Origin of the sequence: Streptomyces sp. Sge12 (assembly GCF_002080455.1) — a bacterium.
Lineage (GTDB): Bacteria > Actinomycetota > Actinomycetes > Streptomycetales > Streptomycetaceae > Streptomyces.
Genome location: NZ_CP020555.1, coordinates 6952998 through 6974503, shown reverse-complemented (window position 1 = coordinate 6974503; position 21506 = coordinate 6952998). Strand labels below are relative to the sequence as shown.

General features: G+C 72.4%; 24 protein-coding genes. 15 read left to right on the top strand and 9 right to left on the bottom strand.

The features are described 5' to 3' along the window. Positions 1 to 75 precede the first annotated feature (75 nt). The 3 genes from B6R96_RS31210 to B6R96_RS31200 all read left to right on the top strand — a co-directional run bounded on the left by B6R96_RS31210 (position 76) and on the right by B6R96_RS31200 (position 3649). On the top strand, positions 76 to 1677 hold the full coding sequence (locus tag B6R96_RS31210; protein WP_081524297.1) for a tryptophan halogenase family protein: 1602 nt from the start codon (positions 76 to 78) through the stop codon (positions 1675 to 1677). Between the two features lie 84 nt (positions 1678 to 1761). Then, positions 1762 to 2382, top strand: coding sequence for a flavin reductase family protein (locus B6R96_RS31205; RefSeq protein WP_107475620.1), 621 nt, complete (start codon positions 1762 to 1764; stop codon positions 2380 to 2382). Next, on the top strand, positions 2369 to 3649 hold the full coding sequence (locus B6R96_RS31200; RefSeq protein ID WP_081524296.1) for a cation:proton antiporter domain-containing protein: 1281 nt from the start codon (positions 2369 to 2371) through the stop codon (positions 3647 to 3649). Before B6R96_RS31205 ends, B6R96_RS31200 begins: the two co-directional genes overlap by 14 nt. A gap of 70 nt (positions 3650 to 3719) precedes the next feature. On the opposite strand, the gene B6R96_RS31195 is transcribed toward B6R96_RS31200, so the two are convergent. Genes B6R96_RS31195 through B6R96_RS31185 form a run of 3 tightly spaced genes read right to left on the bottom strand, consistent with a single transcriptional unit; the run spans position 3720 to position 6331 of the window. After that, the gene (locus B6R96_RS31195) at positions 3720 to 4145 is read right to left on the bottom strand and encodes a universal stress protein (RefSeq protein WP_030384226.1); all 426 of its coding nucleotides are present in this window, start codon (positions 4143 to 4145) and stop codon (positions 3720 to 3722) included. Beyond that, on the bottom strand, positions 4145 to 5686 hold the full coding sequence (locus B6R96_RS31190; protein ID WP_053701592.1) for an APC family permease: 1542 nt from the start codon (positions 5684 to 5686) through the stop codon (positions 4145 to 4147). The genes B6R96_RS31195 and B6R96_RS31190 overlap by 1 nt, the downstream gene beginning before the upstream one ends. Positions 5687 to 5737: 51 nt before the next feature. Then, positions 5738 to 6331, bottom strand: a complete 594-nt coding sequence (locus tag B6R96_RS31185; RefSeq protein WP_030384224.1) for a histidine phosphatase family protein — start codon at positions 6329 to 6331, stop codon at positions 5738 to 5740. Between the two features lie 70 nt (positions 6332 to 6401). Here B6R96_RS31185 and B6R96_RS31180 point away from each other — a divergent pair, with 70 nt between their 5' ends. Genes B6R96_RS31180 through B6R96_RS31170 form a run of 3 tightly spaced genes read left to right on the top strand, consistent with a single transcriptional unit; the run spans position 6402 to position 8392 of the window. Then, positions 6402 to 7163: a YoaK family protein gene (locus B6R96_RS31180; protein WP_159396389.1), complete on the top strand. Its 762-nt coding sequence runs from the start codon at positions 6402 to 6404 to the stop codon at positions 7161 to 7163. A gap of 25 nt (positions 7164 to 7188) precedes the next feature. Beyond that, positions 7189 to 7668 carry an Lrp/AsnC family transcriptional regulator gene (locus B6R96_RS31175; RefSeq protein ID WP_030384222.1) on the top strand — a complete coding sequence of 160 codons (480 nt, stop codon included), beginning with the start codon at positions 7189 to 7191 and terminating at the stop codon, positions 7666 to 7668. Between the two features lie 46 nt (positions 7669 to 7714). Continuing rightward, a complete protein-coding gene (locus tag B6R96_RS31170; RefSeq protein WP_107475618.1) occupies positions 7715 to 8392 on the top strand; it encodes an HAD family hydrolase in 678 nt (225 codons plus the stop codon). Between the two features lie 46 nt (positions 8393 to 8438). Here the strand turns inward: B6R96_RS31170 and B6R96_RS31165 are convergent, their stop codons facing one another. Together B6R96_RS31165 and B6R96_RS31160 are read right to left on the bottom strand one after the other, a co-directional pair. Further along, positions 8439 to 8867: a MarR family winged helix-turn-helix transcriptional regulator gene (locus tag B6R96_RS31165; protein ID WP_081524294.1), complete on the bottom strand. Its 429-nt coding sequence runs from the start codon at positions 8865 to 8867 to the stop codon at positions 8439 to 8441. After that, a complete protein-coding gene (locus tag B6R96_RS31160) occupies positions 8867 to 9283 on the bottom strand; it encodes an SRPBCC family protein (protein ID WP_081524293.1) in 417 nt (138 codons plus the stop codon). Before B6R96_RS31160 ends, B6R96_RS31165 begins: the two co-directional genes overlap by 1 nt. Positions 9284 to 9419: 136 nt before the next feature. Between B6R96_RS31160 and B6R96_RS31155 the strand changes: the two genes are divergently transcribed. From B6R96_RS31155 to B6R96_RS31125, 8 genes are all read left to right on the top strand, one after another. After that, positions 9420 to 10847 carry a cytochrome P450 gene (locus B6R96_RS31155; protein ID WP_081524292.1) on the top strand — a complete coding sequence of 476 codons (1428 nt, stop codon included), beginning with the start codon at positions 9420 to 9422 and terminating at the stop codon, positions 10845 to 10847. Between the two features lie 112 nt (positions 10848 to 10959). Beyond that, the gene (locus tag B6R96_RS39030; RefSeq protein ID WP_351276907.1) at positions 10960 to 11043 is read left to right on the top strand and encodes a putative leader peptide; all 84 of its coding nucleotides are present in this window, start codon (positions 10960 to 10962) and stop codon (positions 11041 to 11043) included. A gap of 168 nt (positions 11044 to 11211) precedes the next feature. Next, positions 11212 to 12078, top strand: coding sequence for an ABC transporter permease (locus tag B6R96_RS31150; protein ID WP_237291715.1), 867 nt, complete (start codon positions 11212 to 11214; stop codon positions 12076 to 12078). Further along, on the top strand, positions 12051 to 12773 hold the full coding sequence (locus tag B6R96_RS31145; RefSeq protein WP_081524290.1) for an ABC transporter ATP-binding protein: 723 nt from the start codon (positions 12051 to 12053) through the stop codon (positions 12771 to 12773). Before B6R96_RS31150 ends, B6R96_RS31145 begins: the two co-directional genes overlap by 28 nt. Before the next feature lie 38 nt (positions 12774 to 12811). Further along, positions 12812 to 13846 (top strand): ABC transporter substrate-binding protein, encoded by a 1035-nt coding sequence (locus B6R96_RS31140; RefSeq protein WP_081524289.1) that lies wholly within the window; start codon positions 12812 to 12814, stop codon positions 13844 to 13846. Continuing rightward, entirely contained in the window at positions 13846 to 14940 is a 1095-nt protein-coding gene (locus B6R96_RS31135) for an LLM class flavin-dependent oxidoreductase (protein ID WP_030384214.1), read from the top strand. The genes B6R96_RS31140 and B6R96_RS31135 overlap by 1 nt, the downstream gene beginning before the upstream one ends. 122 nt (positions 14941 to 15062) lie before the next feature. Beyond that, entirely contained in the window at positions 15063 to 16112 is a 1050-nt protein-coding gene (locus B6R96_RS31130) for an NAD(P)-binding domain-containing protein (protein ID WP_203351757.1), read from the top strand. 137 nt (positions 16113 to 16249) lie between these two features. Further along, positions 16250 to 16702, top strand: a complete 453-nt coding sequence (locus tag B6R96_RS31125) for a hypothetical protein (RefSeq protein ID WP_237291563.1) — start codon at positions 16250 to 16252, stop codon at positions 16700 to 16702. A 43-nt stretch (positions 16703 to 16745) separates the two neighbouring features. Here the strand turns inward: B6R96_RS31125 and B6R96_RS31120 are convergent, their stop codons facing one another. Beyond that, positions 16746 to 17348: a TIGR03086 family metal-binding protein gene (locus tag B6R96_RS31120; protein ID WP_203351679.1), complete on the bottom strand. Its 603-nt coding sequence runs from the start codon at positions 17346 to 17348 to the stop codon at positions 16746 to 16748. A 146-nt stretch (positions 17349 to 17494) separates the two neighbouring features. On the opposite strand from B6R96_RS31120, the gene B6R96_RS31115 reads away from it, so the two are divergent. After that, positions 17495 to 17899: a hypothetical protein gene (locus tag B6R96_RS31115; protein ID WP_081524286.1), complete on the top strand. Its 405-nt coding sequence runs from the start codon at positions 17495 to 17497 to the stop codon at positions 17897 to 17899. A gap of 49 nt (positions 17900 to 17948) precedes the next feature. Here the strand turns inward: B6R96_RS31115 and B6R96_RS31110 are convergent, their stop codons facing one another. From B6R96_RS31110 to B6R96_RS31100, 3 genes are all read right to left on the bottom strand, one after another. Next, on the bottom strand, positions 17949 to 18455 hold the full coding sequence (locus B6R96_RS31110; RefSeq protein WP_081524285.1) for a hypothetical protein: 507 nt from the start codon (positions 18453 to 18455) through the stop codon (positions 17949 to 17951). A gap of 227 nt (positions 18456 to 18682) precedes the next feature. Further along, on the bottom strand, positions 18683 to 19546 hold the full coding sequence (mltG, locus tag B6R96_RS31105; protein WP_081524284.1) for an endolytic transglycosylase MltG: 864 nt from the start codon (positions 19544 to 19546) through the stop codon (positions 18683 to 18685). Positions 19547 to 19609: 63 nt separating this feature from the next. Then, a complete protein-coding gene (locus B6R96_RS31100; protein ID WP_051778889.1) occupies positions 19610 to 21472 on the bottom strand; it encodes an ABC transporter ATP-binding protein in 1863 nt (620 codons plus the stop codon). Positions 21473 to 21506: the final 34 nt, after the last annotated feature.

The window sequence follows — 21506 nt, the reverse complement described above, 5'->3', positions numbered from 1 at the left end:
AGCGGTGATAGGGCGGCTTTCGACACTGATGAGCACGACCACCCGAACCGCCGAATCCGAAATGAGGGCTGTTTCATGACCAGCAGCGACACCCGGCTTCAGAAGGTCGTCATCCTGGGCGGCGGCACGGCCGGCTGGATGACGGCCGCATACCTCGGAAAGGCGCTGCAGGGAACGGTCGACATCACCGTGCTCGAAGCGCCGTCGATCCCGCGCATCGGTGTCGGCGAGGCCACCGTGCCCAACCTGCAGCGTTCCTTCTTCGACTACCTGGGCATCGCCGAGGACGAGTGGATGCGGGAGTGCAACGCGAGCTTCAAGATGGCCGTGCGCTTCGTCAACTGGAGGACCGACGGTCAGGGCGAGTCGACGGCGCGCGAGCTGCCGGGCGGCGGTCCCGACCACTTCTACCACCCGTTCGGGCTGCTGCCCGACTACGACCAGACCCCGCTGTCGCACTACTGGTTCAAGCGCAAGTACGAGGGCCGCACCACCGAGCCGTTCGACTACGCCTGCTTCCGCGAGCCCCCGGTGATGGACGCCATGAAGGCCCCGCGCTGGCTCGACGGCCGTCCGGCGACCCGCTACGCCTGGCACTTCGACGCCCAGCTGGTCGCCGACTTCCTGCGCCGGTTCAGCACCGAGAAGCAGGGTGTGAACCACGTCCAGGACGAGATGGTGCGCGTCGAGCAGGACGGCCGCGGCTACGTGACGACGCTGCACACCAAGGGCGGACTGGCGCTGGACGCCGACCTGTTCGTGGACTGCTCGGGCTTCCGCGGCCTGCTGATCAACCAGGCGATGGCGGAGCCCTTCATCGACATGAGCGACCACCTGCTGTGCGACAGCGCGGTGGCGACGGCGGTGCCGCACGACGACGAGGCGAACGGGGTGGAGCCGTACACCTCGGCGATCGCCATGTCGTCCGGCTGGGCGTGGAAGATCCCCATGCTGGGACGCTTCGGCACCGGCTACGTGTACTCCAGCAAGTTCGCCGACCAGGACACCGCCACCCGCGAGTTCGCGGACATGTGGGGCCTGGACGTGGAGGAGACGAAGTTCAACCACATCCGCTTCCGCGTCGGCCGCAACCGCCGCGCGTGGGTGAAGAACGTCGTCAGCATCGGCCTGTCCTCCTGCTTCCTGGAGCCGCTGGAGTCGACGGGCATCTACTTCATCACCGCCGCCATCTACCAGCTGGCCAAGCACTTCCCGGACAAGACCTTCAACGAGGGCCTGGTCAACAGCTTCAACCACGAGATCGAGGTGATGTTCGACGACACCCGCGACTTCATCCAGGCGCACTTCTTCTACGCGCCGCGCAATGACACGCCGTTCTGGCAGGCCAACAAGAAGCTGGTCCTCCCGGAGAACATCCAGCAGAAGATCTCCGCCTACAAGGCCGGCCTGCCCATCAACTCGCCGATCACCGACGAGTCGACGTACTACGGCAACTTCGAGGCCGAGTTCCGCAACTTCTGGACCAACGGCAGCTACTACTGCATCTTCGCGGGCCTCGGCCTGGAGCCGGACGCCCCGCTGCCCTCCCTCGCGCACCGGCCGGACTCGGTGGCCAGTGCCGAGCCCCTCTTCGACGCGGTCAAGCGCCAGCAGCAGAACCTGCTGGAGACCCTGCCCAGTGCCTACGACTACCTGCGCCAGCTGCACGGCGCGTAAGGCCCGCCGCTCGGGCGGCCCGGCAGCACGGCCCTCCCGCCGGCTGCCGGGCCGCAGTAGCTTCAGCCACCTCAGGAGTCAGACATGCCCCATCGCTCCGTGCCTCATCCCGCCGCACCGGACGAGTCGGCCGGGGGCCGGCCGGCGGACCTCCGCCCCTTCATGGCCGCCTTCCCGACCGGGGTGTCCGTCGTCACCACGCTGGATTCGGATTCCGTACCGCACGGCCTGACCTGCACCTCCCTCGCGAGCGTCGCCCTCGAACCGGCGACGCTCGTGGTGTGCATACGGGCCGCGAGCCCGACCCTCGCGGTGCTGCTCGCCGAGGGGCACCTCGCGCTCAACCTGCTGCACGAGCGGGCCCGCGGCACCTCGGACCTGTTCGCCTCCGGGGCACCCGACCGCTTCGACCGCGTCGAGTGGCGGCTGCCGCTCGGGGCGGGCGGACCGCACCTGACGGCGGACGCCCACGCGGTCGCGGACTGCGCCGTCGTCAGAACCGTCGGCTTCGGGGACCACACGGCCGTCTTCGCCGAGGTCCGCCGCGTGACCGTACGGGACGACCGGCAGCCGCTGCTCTACGGGCTGCGCCGCTACGCCCCCTGGTCCGCGGCGGCCGCGGCCCCCCAGCCGGCGGCGCGCGCAGCCGTGCCCGCCGCCCTGAGACCCGCCACGACCGAAGGAGGTACCCGTGTCGTCCGTTGACCCGCTGCCCGCCCTGCTGATCGCCGTTCCGGTGGTGATCCTGGCCAGCCAGGTGGGCGCCGCCGTCTGCCGCAGGTTCGGCCAGCCCCCGGTGGTGGGCGAGATCGCGACCGGCATCCTGCTGGGGCCCTCGCTGCTGGGCTGGCTCTGGCCGCAGGCCCAGCACGCGCTCTTCCCGCCGTCCGTCCTGCCGTACACCTCGGTGCTCGGGCAGCTCGGGCTGCTCGCCTTCATGTTCCTGGTCGGGCTGGAACTGGACCTGAAGAGCCTGCGGGGCCACACCCGGGTCGCGGTGGCGGTCAGTCAGGCGGGCATGCTGCTCCCGCTGGCCCTGGGCGCGCTCCTGGCGGTCGCGATGTACGGCGGGTTCGCTCCCGAGGGGGTGGGCCGGATGCCGTTCACCCTGTTCATGGCCGTGGCGATGGCCATCACCGCGTTCCCGGTCCTGGCCCGGATCCTCATCGACCGCGGCCTGTACGGGACCCCGCTCGGCGCGCTCGCCATGGCCTGCGCGGCCGTGGACGACGTCGTCGCATGGTGCCTGCTGGCCCTGGTGGTGGCCCTGTCCACGGCCGGGTCCCCGATGGAGGCGGCCACCACGGCCGGGCTCGCCGTGGCCTTCACCCTGGTGATGCTGTATCTGGTGCGGCCGCTCCTGGCCCGCTGGGCGGCCCGCGCCGACCGGGCCGGGGACGCGGTGGTCCTCGTGGCGATCTTCAGCGGGCTGAGCCTTTCCGCGCTGGCCACCGACCTGATCGGCGTGCACGCGCTGTTCGGGGCGTTCCTGTTCGGGGTGATCACCCCGCGCACCGGGCAGCGCATCGAGGCCTCGGCGGCCCGGCTGCGCGCGTTCACGGTGCCCGTGCTGCTGCCCCTGTTCTTCGTGCACACGGGGCTGCGTACGGACATCGGGGGCCTGACGGCCTCGCCGGAGCTGTGGCTGTGGACGGCCGCCATCCTCCTCGTCGCCTTCCTCGGCAAATGGGGCGGCGCGACGGGTGCGGCGCGCGCCTGTGGAAGACCGTGGCGGGAGGCCCTGTCGATCGGCGCCCTCATGAACTGCCGGGGCCTGACCGAACTGGTGGTGCTCAACGTCGGGCTGGAACTCGGTGTCATCGGACCGCAGCTGTTCACCATGCTGGTGCTGATGGCCCTGGTGACGACGGCGATCACCAGCCCGGCCCTGACCCGGCTGCGCGCGGGGAAGGAGGTGGAGCGCCGGGCCCCGGTGAAGGCCGAGCCCGAGAACGCCCTCTCCGGTCCCTGACGGCCGGCCGGCGACCGGCACCGGGCCGGGGGATCCGTCCGCGGCAGCCGCGCCGCGGCTGCCGGGACGTTCAGGCGTCCTCCGGCCCGGTCGGTACGCACAGCACCGGGATCGGCGACAGGTGCAGGAGCTTGTGCGGGGTGGAGCCGAGCAGGGCTCCGCGCATCGGGCTGTCGCCCCAGCTGCCGACGATGATGACCCTGGCGTGGTGCCGCTCGGCGGCGTCCAGCAGGGCCTGGGCGGGCTTTTCGTCCGCCACTTCGACCGCCGTCGGCACGCCGGCCGCGTCGGCCTCCTCGACCGCGTGCGCCAGGGCGCTGCGGCCGGCCTGGCGTACGGCCTCGTGGTGGGCGCGGTACTCCTCGCCCGTGGGGCCGGGGGCGGCCGCGCCGTAGACGAGGACGAGGGGTTCGCCGAAGGCGGTGGCCACCTCCAGTGCCACGTGCAGGGCCCGTTCCGCGCCCGGTGACTCGTCGTACCCGAGGACCACGGACATCAGGACACCCCCTGGTGCTTGCCGGCGTGGACCAGGGCCGGGTCGGCGACCGTGCGCCGCTCCTGCCAGAACCTGCCGTCCCGTACCCGCCAGAAGCACATGACGGCCACGCCCACGAGGGCGATCGCGATGCCGATGACCAGGGGCGGGCCGAGCCCGAACCAGGACACGCCGCTGGCCGAGTTCTCCGGGTTGGACATGTCGCCGATCGACTCCACCAGCAGCCAGGCCAGCAGGCCGGCGCCGAGGACCGGGCCGAGTCCGATCAGCAGGAAGTTGTGCAGGTTCTCCAGCAGGTGGCGGCGGTAGTAGATGGCGCAGGCCAGGCCGGTGAGCGCGTAGTAGAAGGCGATGAGCAGGGACAGCGCGGTGAGCGAGTCCAGGAGCGCGTTCTCGCTGATCTGGTTGACGACCAGGTACCAGCCGATGGCGATGCCGGCCACCCACCAGGTGCTCACGTCCGGGGTCCGGAACCGCGGGTGGATGTGCGCCAGTCCGTGCGGCAGCGCGTGCCGGCGGGCCATGGACAGGGCGGTGCGGGAGGCGGGGATGATCGTGGTCTGGGTGGAGGCGAGCGCGGAGGTGGAGACGGCGAGGAGCACCACCCAGTCCCAGCCGCCCATGACCTCGTGGGCGAGCACCGCGAAGATGGCCTCCTCCTCGCCCGCGTTCTCGGCGAGGTAGGCGGTACCGGAGTAGGCGACGACCGCGAAGCCCACGGACAGGTAGGTGACCAGGAGGATGACCGTCGACCAGATGCCCGCCTTGCCGGGCGCGGTGGCGGAGTTCTCGACCTCCTCGGTGAGGTTGACCGCGGACTCCCAGCCCCAGTAGATGAACACGCCGAGCAGCAGCCCTCCGGTGAGGGCGGCGCCGCCGGCGCCGAAGGGGTTGAGCCAGGAGAGTGAGGGCTCGATCTCGTCCAGGGTGCTGGTGCCGGCGTAGACGCGGTAGATGGCGACCACGGCGAAGGCCAGCAGGAAGAAGACCTGGGCGAGGATGAGGATGTCCTGGAGGTGGGCCGAGAGTTCGGTGCCGATGACGCAGATCGCGGTCATGACCAGGATCACGAGGACGGTGAGGATCTGCCGGATCCAGGCGTTGGCGGCCCAGCTGTCGAGTCCGACGGCGAGCAGGCCGAAGTGCACGGCGACGTCCGCGAGCGAGCCGATGACCAGGACGCCGGTCATGGCGATGGCCCAGCCGCCGAGCCAGCCCGCCCAGGGGCCCATGGCCCGGGTGACCCACGAGAAGGTCGTCCCGCAGTCCTGGTCGACCTTGTTGAGGTAGTAGAAGGCGGCGGCGATGAGCAGCATCGGGACGAAGGAGGCCAGCATCACGCCCGGTGCGTAGATCCCGACCAGCGCCACGATGGGCCCGAGGACGGCGGCCAGGGAGTACGCGGGCGAGGTGGAGTTCAGGCCGATGACGAGCGCGTCGAGGAAGCCGATCGCATTGGCCTTGAGCCCCTCGTCCTGCTCGTCCGCCGGCCGCGGTCCGCCGCCCGCACCGCCCCGGTCCGTGTACCCGTCGTCACCCATGTACGAATGGTCACGCAGACGGCACCACCGCGCGAGGCGAGGACTCCGAGGTCAGGGGCGGGTGTTCCAGCCCGCGATCACGGGGAGGGCGTGCTCGGTGGAGAGCATGCTGACGGTTCCGGTGCGCAGCAGGAAGAGCCGGCCGTGCTCGGGCTCCAGGTGCAGGTATCGGGCGGTGAGGACGCGCAGGAAGTGGCCGTGGGCGACCAGCACCACGTCGCCGTCGTCCGCGCGGAGCACGGGGGCGACCCGGGCCAGGACGTGGTCGGCCCGGGCCCCGACCTGGGCGGCGCTCTCACCGGGGTGCTCGGCGTCGCCGGGCGGGACGCCGTGGGTCCACAGGGACCAGTCCGGAGTCGTCCGCCGGATCTCGGCGGTGGTGATCCCCTCGTAGCCGCCGTAGTCCCACTCGTACAGGTCGGGGTCGGGCTCGCCGCCGGTGAGCCCCGCGAGCTGTGCGGTGGCGACGGCCCGGCGCAGCGGGCTGGTCAGTACCAGGGCGGGGCTGTGGCCCCGGAAGAAGGGGGCCAGCGAGATGGCCTCCTCGACCCCGCGCGCGGTCAGCGGGATGTCGGTGCGTCCCGTGTGCCGCCCGTTCGCGCTCCAAGCGGTCTCGCCGTGCCTCACCAGCAACAGGTCACTCATCCTTCGGACCCTATGCCTTCCGGCATGTCGGCGCGGGGGGACCCGGGCGGGCGTGTCACTGTCGGGCGTCATGGACGAGAACCGGGAGGCCGGGCGAACGGCCGGTCCGCCGCTGCTCCCCCCGCACATGCCCGCGCTGATGGTCGTACTGACCGGGGTGACGGGAATGGTGGAGGCGGCGAGCCTGCTGGCGCTCGGGCCGGCCTTCACGGCGATGCAGACGGGCAACGTGCTGTTCCTGGCCTTCGGCGCGGCCGGGGCGGGGAAGCTGGAGACGCTCGCTCCTGGGGTCTCGCTGGCCGCGTTCGCCGTCGGGGTGGTCGCCGGGTCGCACCTGGAGTCCGTGAGCGAGATCCGCGGGAGGCGCTGGTTCGTCATCGGCCTCCTCGCCGAGGCGGGGCTGATCCTGATCGCCGCGGGCATCGGCTGGGGGCTGGCCCCGCAGTACGGATCCCCCGCCCCGCGGCATCTGGTGGCCACGGCGGTGCTGGCCCTGGCGATGGGGCTGCGCAACACCACGATCATGCGGGCGAACGTGCCGGGCGTACCGACGACGCTGGTCACCCGGTCCATGACCGCCTTCATCGGCGCTTCGGCCATGGGGCGGGAGAACACGTACGGATTCGGGACGGCGGGCTGGAAGCTGCGCGGCCTGTCCATCCTGGCCATGTTCGCCGGCGGGTTCCTCGGTGCGCTGATGCTGCGGGCCGGCTGCACGGTCGGCTGGCTGCTGCTGCCGGCCGCCGCGACGGTGCTGGTCGTGGGCCTGCTCTACCGGAGCCAGCCCGGGCTGCACACCGACCAGGCGCCTGGCCGGGAACGGCCGGGGTGAACGGGGCCATTGGTACAGTCGAGGCGTGGCGGTGGACGAGCTCGACACCAGAATCCTGCGCCTGCTGATCGAGCAGCCGCGCACCAGCGTCCGCGAGTACGCCCGCATCCTCGGCGTCGCGCGCGGCACCCTGCAGGCACGGCTGGACCGGCTGGAGCGCACCGGCGTGATCACCGGGACCGGACCGGTGCTCTCCCCCGCCGCGCTGGGCCACCCGGTGCTGGCGTTCGTGCACATCGAGGTCACCCAGGGCCATCTGGACGACGTGGGTGACGCGCTGGCCGCCGTACCGGAGATCATCGAGGCCTTCTCGATCACCGGCGGCGGGGACCTGCTGACCCGTGTGGCGGCCCGGGACAACGGACATCTGGAGGATGTGATCCAGCGGCTGATCCAGCTGCCGGGCGTGGTCCGCACCCGGACGGAGGTGGCCCTGCGCGAGCGGGTGGCGCACCGGCTGCTGCCGCTGGTCGAATCCGTGGGCAGAAGCGCCGGCAAAACCTGACAGGATGAGCAGGACAGGACACAAGCGGGCAGGACGGGTGCAACGGATGATTTCTGTCATATTCGATCTCGATGGCACCCTCGTGGACAGCGAGCCGAACTACTACGAGTCCGGACGCCGCACCCTGGAGCGGCACGGGGTCCCCGATTTCACGTGGGAGCAGCACTCCCGCTTCATCGGCATCGGCACGCGGGAGACGCTGGAGATCCTGCGGGAGCGGTACGGGATCCCGGCGCCGGTGGACCGGCTGCTCGCCGAGCAGAACGCCGCCTACCTGGAGCTGGCCCGCACCCGGACCGAGGTCTTCCCGCAGATGCGCACGTTCGTCGAGCGGCTGCACACCGAGGGCGCCCCGATGGCGGTGGCCTCCGGCTCCTCGCGCGAGGCGATCGACGCCGTCCTGGCCGGCACCGGGCTGGACGCGCTGCTGACCACGGTGGTCTCCGCCGAGGAGGTCGCGCACGGCAAACCCGCTCCGGACGTGTTCCTGGAGGCGGCCCGCCGGCTGGGCGCCGATCCCGCCGACTGCCTGGTCGTCGAGGACGCGGCGCCCGGCGCGCGGGCCGCCCACGCCGCGGGCATGGCCTGCATGGCGGTTCCGTACACGCCGGACATCGCGGACGACCCGGCCTTCGCGTCCGCGGGGCTCCTCTTCCCGGGCGGGCAGCCGGAGTTCACCGCGGACGCGGCGTACGGCTGGCTGACCGCGCGCCGCAGCGGCTGAGCCCACCGGGCTCCGCCGCGGCGCGGGCGCGGGCGCGGACGGGGTGTCAGCTGTCGGGCCGGGCCAGGCGGCCGAGCAGGGCCACCGCGTCCTCGACGGGTACCGGCCGGAAGAACTGGGCGTCCGCGCCCTCGACGGCGGCAATGGCCCGCGGGGCCAGGTCGGCGCCGGCGTCGGTGACGCGCAGCCGTTTGGCGCGGGTGTCGGCCGGGTCGACCTCACGCGCGACAAGACCCTTGTTCTCCAGGGTGCGCAGGACCTGGGAGGTCATCTTGACGTCGGTACCGGCCTGGCGGGCGAGCGCCAGCTGATTGGGCTGCTCGCCCTGGCTGTTGAGCCACCAGGTGCAGGCGAGCAGCACGAACTGCACATGGGTGAGATCGAGCGGGGCCAGCGCCGCGGCGATCTCGCGCTGCCAGCGCAGGGTGGCGTGCCACAGCAGGAATCCGGGACTTTCACCGGGGCTCAGGGCCATCAGCGAAGCGCCGCCTCGGCCAGCGAAGCCATCGTGTCGGGCCAGTCGGCGGTGATGCCCGGGCCGATCTGCGGGCCGACCTCGTCGGCGCCGGTGCCGGTGATCTCCATCCGGTACACCACCCGGATCCGGTCCTGGCCGATCCGGTCGATCCGGTGGGTGGTGCGCAGCAGGAGGCCGTCGAAGCGCGCCTCGTCGACGAACCGTTCGCCCTCGACCGCCTCGGCGATGTGCAGCACGATCGGGTCCTCCCCCGGCGGCGTCATCGTGATCCGCGTACCGGCCGCGAACGGGCCGCTGATGTCGATCTTCTGGATCTCGGCGTTCCAGGCGCCCCAGTTCTCCACGTCCGCCCAGAGCCGCCAGATCGCCTCGGGGGTGGCGCCGGTCTCGATGCTGTGCTCGTACTCCCACATGGCGGGCTCTCCTCGACTAGATGATCCATCCAGAGATTATCTGCGCGAAGACTATTAGTCAACGGCGCGGGGCCGTGTCCGAGGAGACCCGGTCCGCTCTCTGGCGCCCTGCGGGGACGGCTGTCACCATGCCTGCGTGACCGCGACCCTGCCCCCGGGCGCCCGCAGCGGCGGACCGCGCCGATGGCCGCTGCTCGGCAACCTGCCCGCATTCGCCCGCGATCCCCTGGCCTTCTTCGAGTCCCTGCGCGACGACCACGGGGACTGGGTGCCCTGGGCGCTCGGCCCGCAGCGCAACATCCTGGTCTCCCGGCCCGAGCACGCCGGCGAACTCCTCGGAGCCGTCGAGTCCACCTTCCGGCCGACCGAACTGGGCTGGGCCTTCCGCCAGTTGCTGGGCAACGGGGTGGTCGTCGCCACCGGGGACGACTGGCGGCGCAAGCGGGCCCTGGTGCAGCCCGCCGTCCGGCCGCGTCAGGTCCGCTCGTACGCCGCCACGATGGTGGAGTGCGCGGACGCCCTGGCGAGCCGGTGGCGCGCGGGCGAACGGATCGACGTGCACCGCGAGATGGCCGGGCTCACCCAGCGGATCGCGGTGCGCACGCTGTTCGGGAGCGACGCGGCCGGCCGGGAGGCGTCCATCAGCGCGGCCATGGCCACGGCGCAGCGCGAACTCGGGGCGGAGTTCCGCGGGCTGACGCTGTTCCTGCCGCCGTGGGTGCGCACGCCCGGGCGGCGCCGGATGCGGGAGGCCGTGGCCGTGCTCGACCGGGAGATCGAGCACGTCATACGGGAGCACGAGGCGGCATCGAGCGCCGGTGCGGAGCGCGACGACCTGCTGAGCCGACTGCTCGCGGCCCGCGACGAACACGGCGAGCCGCTCTCCCGCACGGAGCTGCGGGACGAATCGATCACCCTCTACATCGGCGGCCACGAAACCACCTCGACCACCCTCACGTGGGCCTGGCAGCTGCTGTCGGGGGCGCCGCGGGCGCGGGCCCGGCTGACGGAGGAGCTGGACCGGATGCTCGGCGGACGGCTGCCGGCCTACGACGACTACGCGCGGCTGCCCTGGACCCGGCAGGTGGTCAAGGAGGCCCTGCGAATCTATCCGCCGATCTGGCTGATCTCGGCGGTGGCCACGCAGGGGGCCACCCTCGGCGGGCGCGCCGTACCGGCCGGGACCTCGGTGTGGACCAGCCCCTGGTCGGTGCACCGGGACGCCCGGTGGTTCCCGGACCCGGAGGCCTTCCTTCCGGAGCGGTGGGACGCGGACGCCCCGCATCCGGTGCCCGAACACGCCTGGTTCCCCTTCGGCGGCGGCCCGCGGGCCTGCCTGGGGGCGCGGTTCGCGCTGGTGGAGGCCGCGCTCGTACTGGCCGTGCTGGCGCAGCGGTTCCACCTGGACAGCGGGAGCGAACGGGTCGGGGTCTTCCCGGGACTCACCCTGCAGCCGACCGGTCCGGTCCTGGCCACGCTGCGCCCTGCCGGCAGCGGCACGGACACCGGGACCGGCAGGGGGTTCGGCACGGGGTTCGGCAGGGACGACACGAAGGCCCGTTGAGTCACCGGGGACGCGTCCTGCCTCACCGGCCGAACCCCGTTTTCGAGACGGCACGTCCAGTGAGCGAGACGCCCATTGACCCCGACCGGGCGGGGTGGCTAGGTTTCGCCGCATGTTGCGTTCAGCCATGCTCACCACGCGCGGTCACATCGACCTGCTGCGGGTGGCCTCCGCCGCGTGTCGCCGCGGCTGCTGACGCCTTCTTCCTGATCTGTCACGAGCGCTCCGCGCTCTCCCCCGGCGTGCCCGCACATCCCTGAACCCCTCCCCCGACCGGCCCCGTTCGGCCGCGCGGGTACGAGGGCGGCCGGTGTGCACGCTCGCGCCCGCCTCGCCGCCCTCCTTTCGTGGAGCTCCCATGAGCATCAGCATCAGCCATGCCCCGCCCGACATATCCCCCGTAGCCGGATCCGCGCAGCCCGCCGCCCCCGCGCTCGTGCCCGTCGTGGCGATCTCCGCGCGGCGCCGTCCCGTACCCCGCTGGATCCGCCGGACCGCCGGACCGCTGCTGCTGCTCGGCCTGTGGCAACTGGCCAGCAGCCTGGGGTGGTTGCCGGCCGACACGCTCGCGCCGCCGTCGACGATCGCCGCCGCCGGGGCGGACCTGATCGGGGACGGCACGCTGCCGGGGGCGATGGCCGTGTCGCTGCAGCGCGTCGCGATCGGCCTGGTCATCGGCGGGACGGCGGGGACGGTACTGGCGCTGCTGTCCGGCCTGTCCCGGCTCGGCGAGGACCTGATCGACGCGAGCGTGCAGATGCTGCGCACGGTGCCCTGGGTGGGCCTCATCCCGCTCTTCATCATCTGGATGGGCATCGGCGAGGCACCGAAGGTGGCACTGATCGCCCTCGGCACCGCCTTCCACCTGTACCTGAACGTGTACGCCGGGATCCGCGGGGTCGACGAGCAACTGATCGAGGCGGGCGGGGCGTTGGGGCTGGGGCGCTGGGGCCTGGTGCGGCACGTGGTGCTGCCCGGGGCGCTGCCCGGCTTCATGACCGGCCTGCGGTATTCGCTCGCGACGGCCTGGCTGGCCCTGGTCTTCGGGGAGTCCATCAACGCCGACGCCGGAATCGGCTTCCTGATGAACCAGGCGCGCGAGTTCTTCCGTACCGACGTGATCGTGGTCTGCCTCGTCGTCTACGCCTTCCTCGGTCTGACCGCCGACCTCGTCGTCCGCACTCTCGAAAGGCTGCTGCTGCAATGGCGACCGACGTTCACGGGGCAGTAGCCACCGCCGCCGCCGTCAGGGTGACCGGGCTGACCCGGTCCTTCGACGGGCGGGCCGTCATCGACGGGCTCGAACTGACCCTGCGGGCCGGGGAGTTCACCGTCCTGCTCGGCCGCAGCGGCTGCGGCAAGTCCACCCTGCTGCGGATCCTGGCGGGCCTGGACCGCGAGATCGAGGGCGACGTACTGGTACCCGAGCGGCGGGCGGTGGCCTTCCAGGCACCGCGGCTGATGCCCTGGAAGCGGGTCTGGCGCAACGTGCTCCTCGGCCTGCCGGGCCGGCCGGAGCGCGAGCGCGCCGAGCGGGCTCTGGCCGAGGTCGGGCTGGAACACCGTACGGACGCCTGGCCCAAGACGCTGTCCGGCGGCGAGGCCCAGCGGGCCTCACTGGCCCGGGCGCTGGTGCGCGAACCGGATCTGCTGCTGCTGGACGAGCCGTTCGGCGCGCTCGACGCGCTGACCCGGATCAAGGCCCAGGAGCTGGTGGCCCGGCTGTGGCAGCGGCGCGGCTGTGCGGTGCTGCTGGTGACGCACGACGTCGACGAGGCGGTGCTGCTGGCCGACCGGATCCTGGTGATGAACGAGGGGCGGATCGCCCACGACACGCAGGTGCCGCTGGAGCGGCCGCGCACGGTCGGCGACCCGGGATTCGCGGCGCTCCGCACCCGGCTGCTCGCCGAACTCGGCGTCTTCTGAATACCTTTCACCCCGTCAAGAGAACGAAGAGAAGCGACATGAGACGCCATTCCCTGCCCCTGCTCGCCACCCTGATCCCGCTGTCCCTGGCCCTCTCCGCCTGCGGCGGCAGCTCCGCCGCCGACAGCGGTACGGCGGCGACCTCCGGGAGCGGTGCGAAGGTCACCCTCAGCATCGGGGACCAGAAGGGCGGCAACGAGTCGCTGCTGAAGGCCGCCGGCGAGCTGGAGAACCTCGACTACACCATCAAGTGGTCCACCTTCACCTCCGGTCCGCCGCTGCTGGAGGCCGTCAACGCCAAGGCCGTGGACATCGGCGGCGTCGGCAACACCCCGCCGGTGTTCGCCGCGGCCGCCAAGTCGAAGATCACGGTGGTGGCCGCCACGCACGGCTCCTCCGCGGGCGAGGCGATCCTCGTACCCAAGGGCTCCGCCCTCCAATCGGGCGCCGACCTGCGCGGCAAGAAGATCGCGGTGGCGCAGGGCAGTTCAGCCCACTTCCAGCTCATCGCGAGCCTGGAACAGGCCGGCCTGAAGCCCACCGACGTGACGATCAACTTCCTCCAGCCCGCCGACGCGCTGGCCGCCTTCAACAGCGGTTCGGTCGACGCGTGGGCGGTCTGGGACCCCTACACCTCCCAGGTGCTGCGCACCGGCGCCCGGGTCCTGACCTCCGGCGAGGGACTCGTCAACGGGCTCGGCTTCCAGGTCGCGGCGCCCGCGGCCCTGGAGGACGCGGCCAAGAGCAAGGCCATCGACGACTACCTGAAGCGGCTCCAGCGCGCCCAGGAGTGGGTGTTCAAGCACCCGGAGGAGTGGGCGAAGGTCTGGGCGAAGGAGACGGGACTGCCGTACGAGGTCGCCCTCGACGCGGTGAAGCGCAGCAACGGCACCCGGGTCCCCGTCGCCGTCGACGATGCGGCCGTGGTCTCCGAGCAGAAGATCGCCGACACCTTCACCGAGCTGAAGCTGATCCCCGGGAAGGTCGTCTTCAAGGACTTCGTCGACACCCGTTTCAACGGGAACCTGCCGCCGTCCACCACCGCCCCGCGCAGCTACGGGAAGGACTCCTGATGACCGTTCGCCTGCACTGGTTCCTGCCCACCGGCGGTGACGGCCGCACCCTGGTCGACCGGCACGCCTACGCGCACAACGCGTCCGCGCCCGGCGTGCGCGAGCCCGACATCGAGTACCTCGCGCAGATCGCCAAGGCCGCCGAACGGCTCGGCTTCGAGGCGGTGCTGACGCCGACCGGCACCTGGTGCGAGGACGCCTGGCTGACCACGGTGGCGCTCTCGCAGCACACCGAGCGGCTGAAGTTCCTGGTGGCCTTCCGGCCCGGGGTGATCTCGCCGACCCTCGCCGCCCAGATGGCAGCGACCTACCAGCGGATCACCCGCGGCCGGCTGCTGCTCAATGTGGTGACGGGCGGCGACTCGGCCGAGCAGCGGCGGTTCGGCGACCACCTCGACCACGACCGCCGCTACGCGCGCACCGCCGAGTTCCTGTCCGTCGTACGCGGTGCCTGGCGCGGGGAGCCGTACGACTTCCACGGCGAGCACTACCGGATCGACGGCGGGCTGACCGCGCTGCCGCCGGACCCGCTGCCGGAGATCTTCTTCGGCGGGTCCTCCGCGGCGGCTGGGCCGGTCGCCGCCGAGCACGCCGATGTGTACCTGACCTGGGGCGAGCCGCCGCAGCAGGTCAAGGAGAAGATCGACTGGATCCGTTCGCTGGCCGAGGAGCGGGGGCGGACGGTCCGGTTCGGCATCCGGCTGCACACCATCTCGCGCGACTCGGCGAAGGAGGCCTGGGGTGCGGCGGACCGGCTGCTCGGCGACCTGTCCGACACGGACATCGCCCGCGCGCAGTCCCTGCTGGGCGCGAGCGAGTCGGTGGGGCAGCAGCGCATGCTGGCCCTGCACGGCGGTTCCCGGGACGGGCTGGAGATCTCGCCGAACCTGTGGGCGGGCGTCGGCCTGGTCCGCGGCGGCGCCGGGACGGCCCTGGTCGGCAGTCATGGGGACGTCGCGGACCGGATCGAGGAGTACCACGCGCTCGGGATCGAGAACTTCGTCCTGTCGGGCTATCCGCACCTGGAGGAGGCCTACTGGTTCGGCGAGGGGGTGACCCCAGAACTGGCGGCCCGCGGGCTGCTCGCGCCGTAGCGGGGAAGATCCGGCGCCCACCGCAAGTTGGTAGAACCGTGAACGAAACGGTGCGGTATGCGGTGGAGCCGGGAGAACCGGCGGGATCCGCGGGATCCGCGGGATCCGCGGACGTCGACGTGGTGGTCATCGGCGCCGGGCAGGCCGGCCTGTCCAGCGCCTACCACCTGACGCGGGCGGGGCTCGACCACGTGGTCCTGGACCACGCGCCCCGGCCGGGCGGCGCCTGGCAGTTCCGCTGGCCCTCGCTCACCTACGGCAGGGTCCACGGCATGCACGCGCTGCCCGGCATGGAGCTGACGGACGCCGACCCGCTGCGGCCGTCGTCCGAGGTGATCGGGGAGTACTTCGCCGCGTACGAGGACCGCTTCGACCTGCGCGTACGCCGCCCCGTGGACGTGTCCGCCGTCCGCGAGGGAGAGGCGGGGCGGCTACGGGTGGAGACCTCGGCCGGGGTCTGGTCGCCGCGCGCCCTGATCAACGCCACGGGAACCTGGGACCGGCCGTTCTGGCCGCGCTACCCGGGCCAGGAGACCTTCCGCGGCCGGCAGCTGCACACCGCGAACTACCCGGGGCCGCAGGAGTTCGCCGGGAACCGGGTGATCGTCGTGGGCGGCGGTACCTCGGCGGTGCAGCACCTGCTGGAGATCGCCGAGGTGGCGGCGGAGACCACCTGGGTGACCCGGCGGCCCCCGGTCTTCCGCGACAGCGGCTTCGGCGAGGCCGAGGGCCGGGCCGCGGTGGCCCTGGTGGACGAACGGGTGCGCCGGGGGCTGCCGCCGCAGAGCGTGGTGAGCGTGACCGGGCTCCCGCTGAACGACGCCGTCCGGGCCGGCCTGGCCTCGGGGGTGCTCGACCGGCGGCCCGTCTTCGACCGGATCACCGCCACCGGGGTCGCCTGGGCGGACGGGACCCGCATCGACGCGGACGTCATCCTGTGGGCCACCGGGTTCCGCGCGGCCGTCGACCACCTCGCCCCGCTGCGCCTGCGCGAACCGGGCGGCGGCATCCGGGTCGAGGGGACCCGGGCAGTCCGCGACGAGCGGATCCATCTGGTGGGGTACGGCCCGTCGGCGTCGACCGTCGGGGCCAACCGCGCGGGCGGCGCGGCGGTCCGCGGGATACGCCGGCTCCTGGCCCGCGAAGGGGCGGCGACCCCGGTGACGCGGTGACCCGGCACGTCACACCCCCACCTGCACCCATTGGGGGGAAAAGCGGCTGAAATCCTGCCCGCCACAGCTCGGCGCGGGCCATCGTCTCTCCCGAGACAGTGCTCGACGGCCCCACGGCCGGGCGAAAGGATGAGACCTTGCACCTGAGGCGCACCGGAACGGTCCTGGGCGCAGCCGCGCTGACCCTGCTGACGATCCCGGCCCCCGCGCACGCCGCGGCGGTCGCGTGCGGCGGGGGTACGTCGACCGGCCGGGTGGCGGTCAACGGCTGCATCAGTGCCCAGCGGGGATCGGCGGGAAGGTTCCCCACCCGGGACATCACCGCGCACATCAGGGCGCGCAACACCGGAGCGAAGGGGCTCAACGTCTCCTACGAGGCGTTCTTCCGGGTGGTCGACGGCGGCCACTGGGAGAAGATCGGCAGCAGCCGCACCTACGTCGGGGCGGGTCAGAGCGTCGGCCCGCTGGAGGTGGGCAGCACCACCCGGGTCTGCGGCCCCGTGAAGGTGGAGATCCGCGTCCACGCCCGGGCCGACGGCGCCGCCTGGAGCGGCTGGTCCCCCGCGGCCACGAAGCAGTGCCAGACCTGAGAGCCGGATGCGCGGTGCCCCGGGCGGGCCGGACCCGGCCGCGTCACGGGGACGTCGGCGGCTTCCAGCCCGGGTCGCGCCCGCTCAGCCCGACGGCCCGGTCCAGCAGCGGGGCGTCGTCCGGTACGGGCACGACGGGGCCGAAGATGCCGCCGCCGCGGTCGTCCTCCTCGGCGGCGGCCAGCAGGAAGGCGTGGGAGGCGGTGAGCGCGGCCGGGTCGGGCGCGTAATCCTGGCCGGTGGCCCGGGCCAGGTCCCATCCGTGCACCACCAGTTCGTCGGCCGCCACCGCTCCCGCGATGTCACCGGGCAGGTCCACGCCGCCGGCGCGGGTCATGCCGGTCCAGGCGGCCGGGTCCGTCCAGGCCTCGGCCAGTTCGCCGAGGACGGCGGGCAGCTCCTCGCGCCAGTGCGCGGGGAGCGCGGGCACCGCCGAGCCGGGGTCCGTGTCCGTGGTGGGACCCAGGTCCTTGCGGGCGGCGTCACGGAACGCGACGGCGAGTCCGGTGAGGTGACCCAGCAGGTCGCCGACCGTGTACGCGGGGCAGGGCGTCCGGTCCGCGAGCGCGGAGTCCGGTACGGCCTCCGCGATACGGGCCACGATGCGGGCCTGGGGCCCCAGGTCGAACGTTCTCATTTCGGTCATCTGCCGCTCCTCCCGGGCAATGGGTCTGAAGGGTAGACCGGCCGCGGAGCCCGTACTCATCGCAACACGGCCGGGAGATTCACGGGCGCGCGGCCGGGCGCCCGGCTCGACGGGTGCGCGGCCACCCCGGAGAATGAGGCACTGTGATGACGGTCCTGGTGGTCGGCGTAGCAGAGGGCGCGGAGCTGGAGCTCCTGCGGTCGCGGATCCAGCGCAACCCCCACTTCCGGGTCATCTCCCACGCCCACACACCCGACATCGCCCTCGCGCACGCCCGGATCCTGCTCCCCGACATCACCGTGCTCACCCTGTCCGGCGGACTCGGCGACGACCCGGACGCGCTGGACGTCTTCCAGGGGGTCCGTGCCCTGGATCCGCCGAGCGGGGTGGTGCTCCGCACGAGGGCCGAACGGGCCCCCGGCGACCTCGAAGTCGCCACCGTCGACGGGGCCGTGCACCTGGTGCGCGCGGGCGACGAGGAGGGGCTGATGCGGGCCCTGCGTACGATCGGCCTGCGCCGCGCGACGTGCGACCCGGACGAAATGCCCTGACGGGCCGGCCGGGTGGCCCGGCCGCCGGTCGGCGGCCGGGCCGCAAGGGTCAGGCCGCCTGGCAGAGTTCCGCGGGGCGGGCCGCGCTCCGGGCCACGGGCCGGGCGGTGCGCACGGTGGCCGCGGCCTGCGAGCGGCCGCGTGCGAAGACGACGAGACGGAGCACCGCGAACCGTGCGACACCGGCGAGCGCCGAGGCCGACAGGTAGACGACCTGGGTGAGCAGCGCGCCCGGCGCCACCACCAGTTGCTGGAGCACGAACATCGCCACGCAGGTCACCCCGTACGCCGCCACCGCGGATCCGGCCGACTGCACGTGCTGGTGCCAGGTCGCGCGCCCACCCGCACCGAAGGTGAAGCGGGCGTGCAGCTCGGTGGCGAGGAGCGTGGAGACCGCGGTGATCAGGGCATTGGCCAGGATCCACGGAACCCAGGAGGCGAGGGCGGCCACGGCGAAGCTGGAGGCGAGCCCCACGCCTCCGCCGCAGAGCACGAACCGGGCGAAGGCGGTGGCCGCGCCCGGCGCCGCCTGCCGCCGCCTCTGTGCTGTCTCCATGATCCGACCCCCTCGACGACACACCCCGCGCAACGCACTCCACGGCTTTCGAGGCCGATGAGCGCGCCGCTCATGGCACCATCATGGCGCATCGATGGCACCATGGCGAGCCATTTGGTGCCATTAATGGGGTCAAGGATCTCGAGGTGCACGAAAACAGCAGGTCAGAGGCTGTTGTGCGATGGCTCCGACCGGCATCATTGCGTGCGGGGCGCCGGACGCGCCACTCATTTCGCGGAGGGACCCGCCTGCCCGGTCCGGGCGCCGGCGCTCGCGCGGAGCCGGTTGAACTCGGCCACGTGCCGCCTGTGCTCCTCGTAGGTCGCCGAGAAGCGGGTGTCCCCCGGCTTCACGGTGACGAAGAACAGCCAGTCCCCGGGGGTCGGGGCGACCGCGGCCGCCATGGCCGCCAGCCCCGGGCTGTCGATCGGCGTGGGTGGCAGGCCCTGGCGTTCATAGCTGTTGAAGGGGCTGTCGATCCGCGTGTCGCTCAGCTTGGTGTCCACCGTGCTGCGGTTCAGCGCGTAGTTGATCGTGGAGTCCATCTGGAGCGGCATCGACTTCGCGAGCCGGTTGTGCACCACCCGGGCGACCTTGCCCATGTCCGCGCGGCCCTCGGCCTCCGCCTCGATAATGCTGGCCAGGGTGGCCGTCTGGTACGGGGTCATCCCGTGGGCCTTGCCGCCGTCGGCGACGGCTTTGGTGGCGAGCTTCTCGTTCGCCGTCCGCACCATGTGCGTCAGGAGCGTGGCCGGGGTGGACTTCGAGGTCACCGGGTACGTCGCCGGGAAGAGGTACCCCTCCGGGTTGCCCTTGGCCTCCTCGGGCAGGGCCAGTCCGGCGGTGGCCACCGCCGCCTTCGTGGAGCCCGGCGGGAGCTTCAGCTCGCGGTCGACCGCGGCGTACACCTGCGTGGCCCGCCACCCCTCGGGGATGAGCAGCCGGCGTGGCGCCTCCGGCACTTCGCCACCGCGCAGTATGGGGATCACGACGGCCGAGCCGATCGCCAGCAGCGTGCCGAGGAAGAGCGCCAGCCGACCCCGGCGGGTCAGCCGGGAACGGCGCTGCGGCGGCAGATACTCATGACGCATACGCGCACGCTAACCCGCAATACGTGGCATTTCCGGCATCTAACCCGTGTGCCGGTCATACGGTCACACATTCACCGGAGCCAGCTGGAGGCCCTCGGGCGGCTCGGGCGCCAGTGCGGCGTCGCGGTCCCGGCGGACCAGGGCGGCGTACCGGCCGTCCGCCTTCAGCAGCTCCTCGTGGGTGCCGCGCTCGGCGATGCGCCCGGCGTCGAGGACCACGATCTGGTCGGCGTCGCGGACGGTGGAGAGGCGGTGCGCGATGGTGATGGTGGTGCGGCCCGCCGAGAGGTTGTCGATGGCCTGCTGGACGGCGTGCTCGGTGCGGGTGTCCAGGGCACTGGTGGCCTCGTCCAGGATCAGCACCGGCGGGTCCCGCAGGATGGTGCGGGCGATGGCCAGGCGCTGCTTCTCCCCCCCGGAGAACCGGTAGCCGCGCTCGCCGACGAGGGTGTCGTACCCGTCGGGCAGGGAGGCGATGTGGTCGTGGATCTGCGCCGCCCGGGCCGCGTCGGTGATCTCTTCGTCCGTGGCGTCCGGCTTGGCGAAACGCAGGTTGTCGGCGACCGAGGCGTGGAAGAGGTAGGTCTCCTGGGAGACCACGCCGATCGAGCGGGCCAGCGAGTCGAAGTCGAGGTCGCGCACGTCCACCCCGTCGAGGGCGACCCGGCCGCCGGTGACGTCGTAGAGCCGGGGCACCAGATAGCTGAGCGTGCTCTTGCCCGAGCCGGTCGGGCCGACCACGGCGAGGGAGCCGCCGGCCGGAACGGTGATGTCGATCCCGGAGAGGGTCGGGCCGTTCTTCGCGTCGTACGTGAAGTGCACGTCCTCCAGCGTGACCTCGCCCTTGGCCCGGTCCAGCCGGACCGGGTCCGGGCGCTCGGTGATGTCCACCGGCAGGTCGAGGTACTCGAAGATGCGGGCGAACAGGGCCAGCGAGGTCTGTATCTGCACGCCGGTCGACAGCAGGCTCACCGCGGGCCGGAACAGGCCCTGCTGGAGGGTGACGAAGGCGACGAGGGTGCCGACGGAGAGCGAGGGGGTGCCCGTCTGGAGGGCTATGCCGGCCGCCCAGTAGATCAGGGCGGGCATCGCGGCCATGACGATGCCGATGGTGGACATCCGCCAGCGCCCGGCCATGCTCGAGCGCACCTCCAGGCCCACGAGCTTCTCGGACTCTGCGGAGAAGGCCGAGGTCAGGGATTCGGAGCGGCCCATGGTGCGGCCGAGCAGGATGCCGCTCACCGAGAGCGACTCGGTGACCGTCGCGGCCATGGCGGCCATCTGCTTCTGCCGCTGCGTGGTGATCCTCTTGCGCTCGTGGCCCACCCGCCGGCTGATCCACACGAACACGGGGAGCAGGAGCAGCGAGACCAGGGTGAGCCGCCAGTCGAGCGCGAGCATGGCAACGACGGTGGCGATGACGGCCGTCAGGTTCGAGACGAGCGAGGTCGCGGTGGAGGTGACGGTGGCCTGCATGCCGCCGATGTCATTGGCGATGCGGGACTGCACCTCTCCGGTGCGGGTCCGGGTGAAGAAGGCCAGTGGCATCCGCTGGAGCTGCGCGTAGACGGCGGTGCGCAGGTCGTGCATGACGCGCTGGCCGACGGTGGTGGAGATGAAGGTCTGGAGCACGCCGAAGACGCTGGTGACGACGGCGGTCAGGATCATGCCGAGCGCCAGCAGGCTGAGCAGCCCGGTGCGGCCCTCGGGTATCGCGACGTCGAGTATCTCGCGGAGCATGAACGGCGAGGCGACGCCGACCAGCGAGGAGGCGCCGACCAGCAGGCCGACGACGGCGAGGCGGCCGCGGTAGGGCCGGAACAGCCCCACGATGCGCCGCAGCTCCCGCGGCTGCTCGGCCGGGGCGGGGCGGGTGGGGTCGAGGGGGTCTTTCGATGGGATCCACTTCGGTTCGTCGTGCGGCATGGGCACCCTCTCGGGGTTCGGGAGTCAGAGTTGG

Excerpts from the sequence above, each read along its gene's own strand:
- B6R96_RS31210 (WP_081524297.1), top strand. The coding sequence starts at position 76 with ATGACCAGCAGCGACACCCGGCTTCAGAAGGTCGTCATCCTGGGCGGC.
- B6R96_RS31205 (WP_107475620.1), top strand. The coding sequence starts at position 1,762 with ATGCCCCATCGCTCCGTGCCTCATCCCGCCGCACCGGACGAGTCGGCC.
- B6R96_RS31195 (WP_030384226.1), bottom strand. The coding sequence starts at position 4,145 with ATGTCCGTGGTCCTCGGGTACGACGAGTCACCGGGCGCGGAACGGGCC.
- B6R96_RS31190 (WP_053701592.1), bottom strand. The coding sequence starts at position 5,686 with ATGGGTGACGACGGGTACACGGACCGGGGCGGTGCGGGCGGCGGACCG.
- B6R96_RS31185 (WP_030384224.1), bottom strand. The coding sequence starts at position 6,331 with ATGAGTGACCTGTTGCTGGTGAGGCACGGCGAGACCGCTTGGAGCGCG.
- B6R96_RS31180 (WP_159396389.1), top strand. The coding sequence starts at position 6,402 with ATGGACGAGAACCGGGAGGCCGGGCGAACGGCCGGTCCGCCGCTGCTC.
- B6R96_RS31170 (WP_107475618.1), top strand. The coding sequence starts at position 7,715 with ATGATTTCTGTCATATTCGATCTCGATGGCACCCTCGTGGACAGCGAG.
- B6R96_RS31165 (WP_081524294.1), bottom strand. The coding sequence starts at position 8,867 with ATGGCCCTGAGCCCCGGTGAAAGTCCCGGATTCCTGCTGTGGCACGCC.
- B6R96_RS31160 (WP_081524293.1), bottom strand. The coding sequence starts at position 9,283 with ATGTGGGAGTACGAGCACAGCATCGAGACCGGCGCCACCCCCGAGGCG.
- B6R96_RS39030 (WP_351276907.1), top strand. The coding sequence starts at position 10,960 with ATGTTGCGTTCAGCCATGCTCACCACGCGCGGTCACATCGACCTGCTG.
- B6R96_RS31145 (WP_081524290.1), top strand. The coding sequence starts at position 12,051 with ATGGCGACCGACGTTCACGGGGCAGTAGCCACCGCCGCCGCCGTCAGG.
- B6R96_RS31140 (WP_081524289.1), top strand. The coding sequence starts at position 12,812 with ATGAGACGCCATTCCCTGCCCCTGCTCGCCACCCTGATCCCGCTGTCC.
- B6R96_RS31135 (WP_030384214.1), top strand. The coding sequence starts at position 13,846 with ATGACCGTTCGCCTGCACTGGTTCCTGCCCACCGGCGGTGACGGCCGC.
- B6R96_RS31120 (WP_203351679.1), bottom strand. The coding sequence starts at position 17,348 with ATGACCGAAATGAGAACGTTCGACCTGGGGCCCCAGGCCCGCATCGTG.
- B6R96_RS31115 (WP_081524286.1), top strand. The coding sequence starts at position 17,495 with ATGACGGTCCTGGTGGTCGGCGTAGCAGAGGGCGCGGAGCTGGAGCTC.
- B6R96_RS31110 (WP_081524285.1), bottom strand. The coding sequence starts at position 18,455 with ATGGAGACAGCACAGAGGCGGCGGCAGGCGGCGCCGGGCGCGGCCACC.
- mltG (WP_081524284.1), bottom strand. The coding sequence starts at position 19,546 with ATGCGTCATGAGTATCTGCCGCCGCAGCGCCGTTCCCGGCTGACCCGC.
- B6R96_RS31100 (WP_051778889.1), bottom strand. The coding sequence starts at position 21,472 with ATGCCGCACGACGAACCGAAGTGGATCCCATCGAAAGACCCCCTCGAC.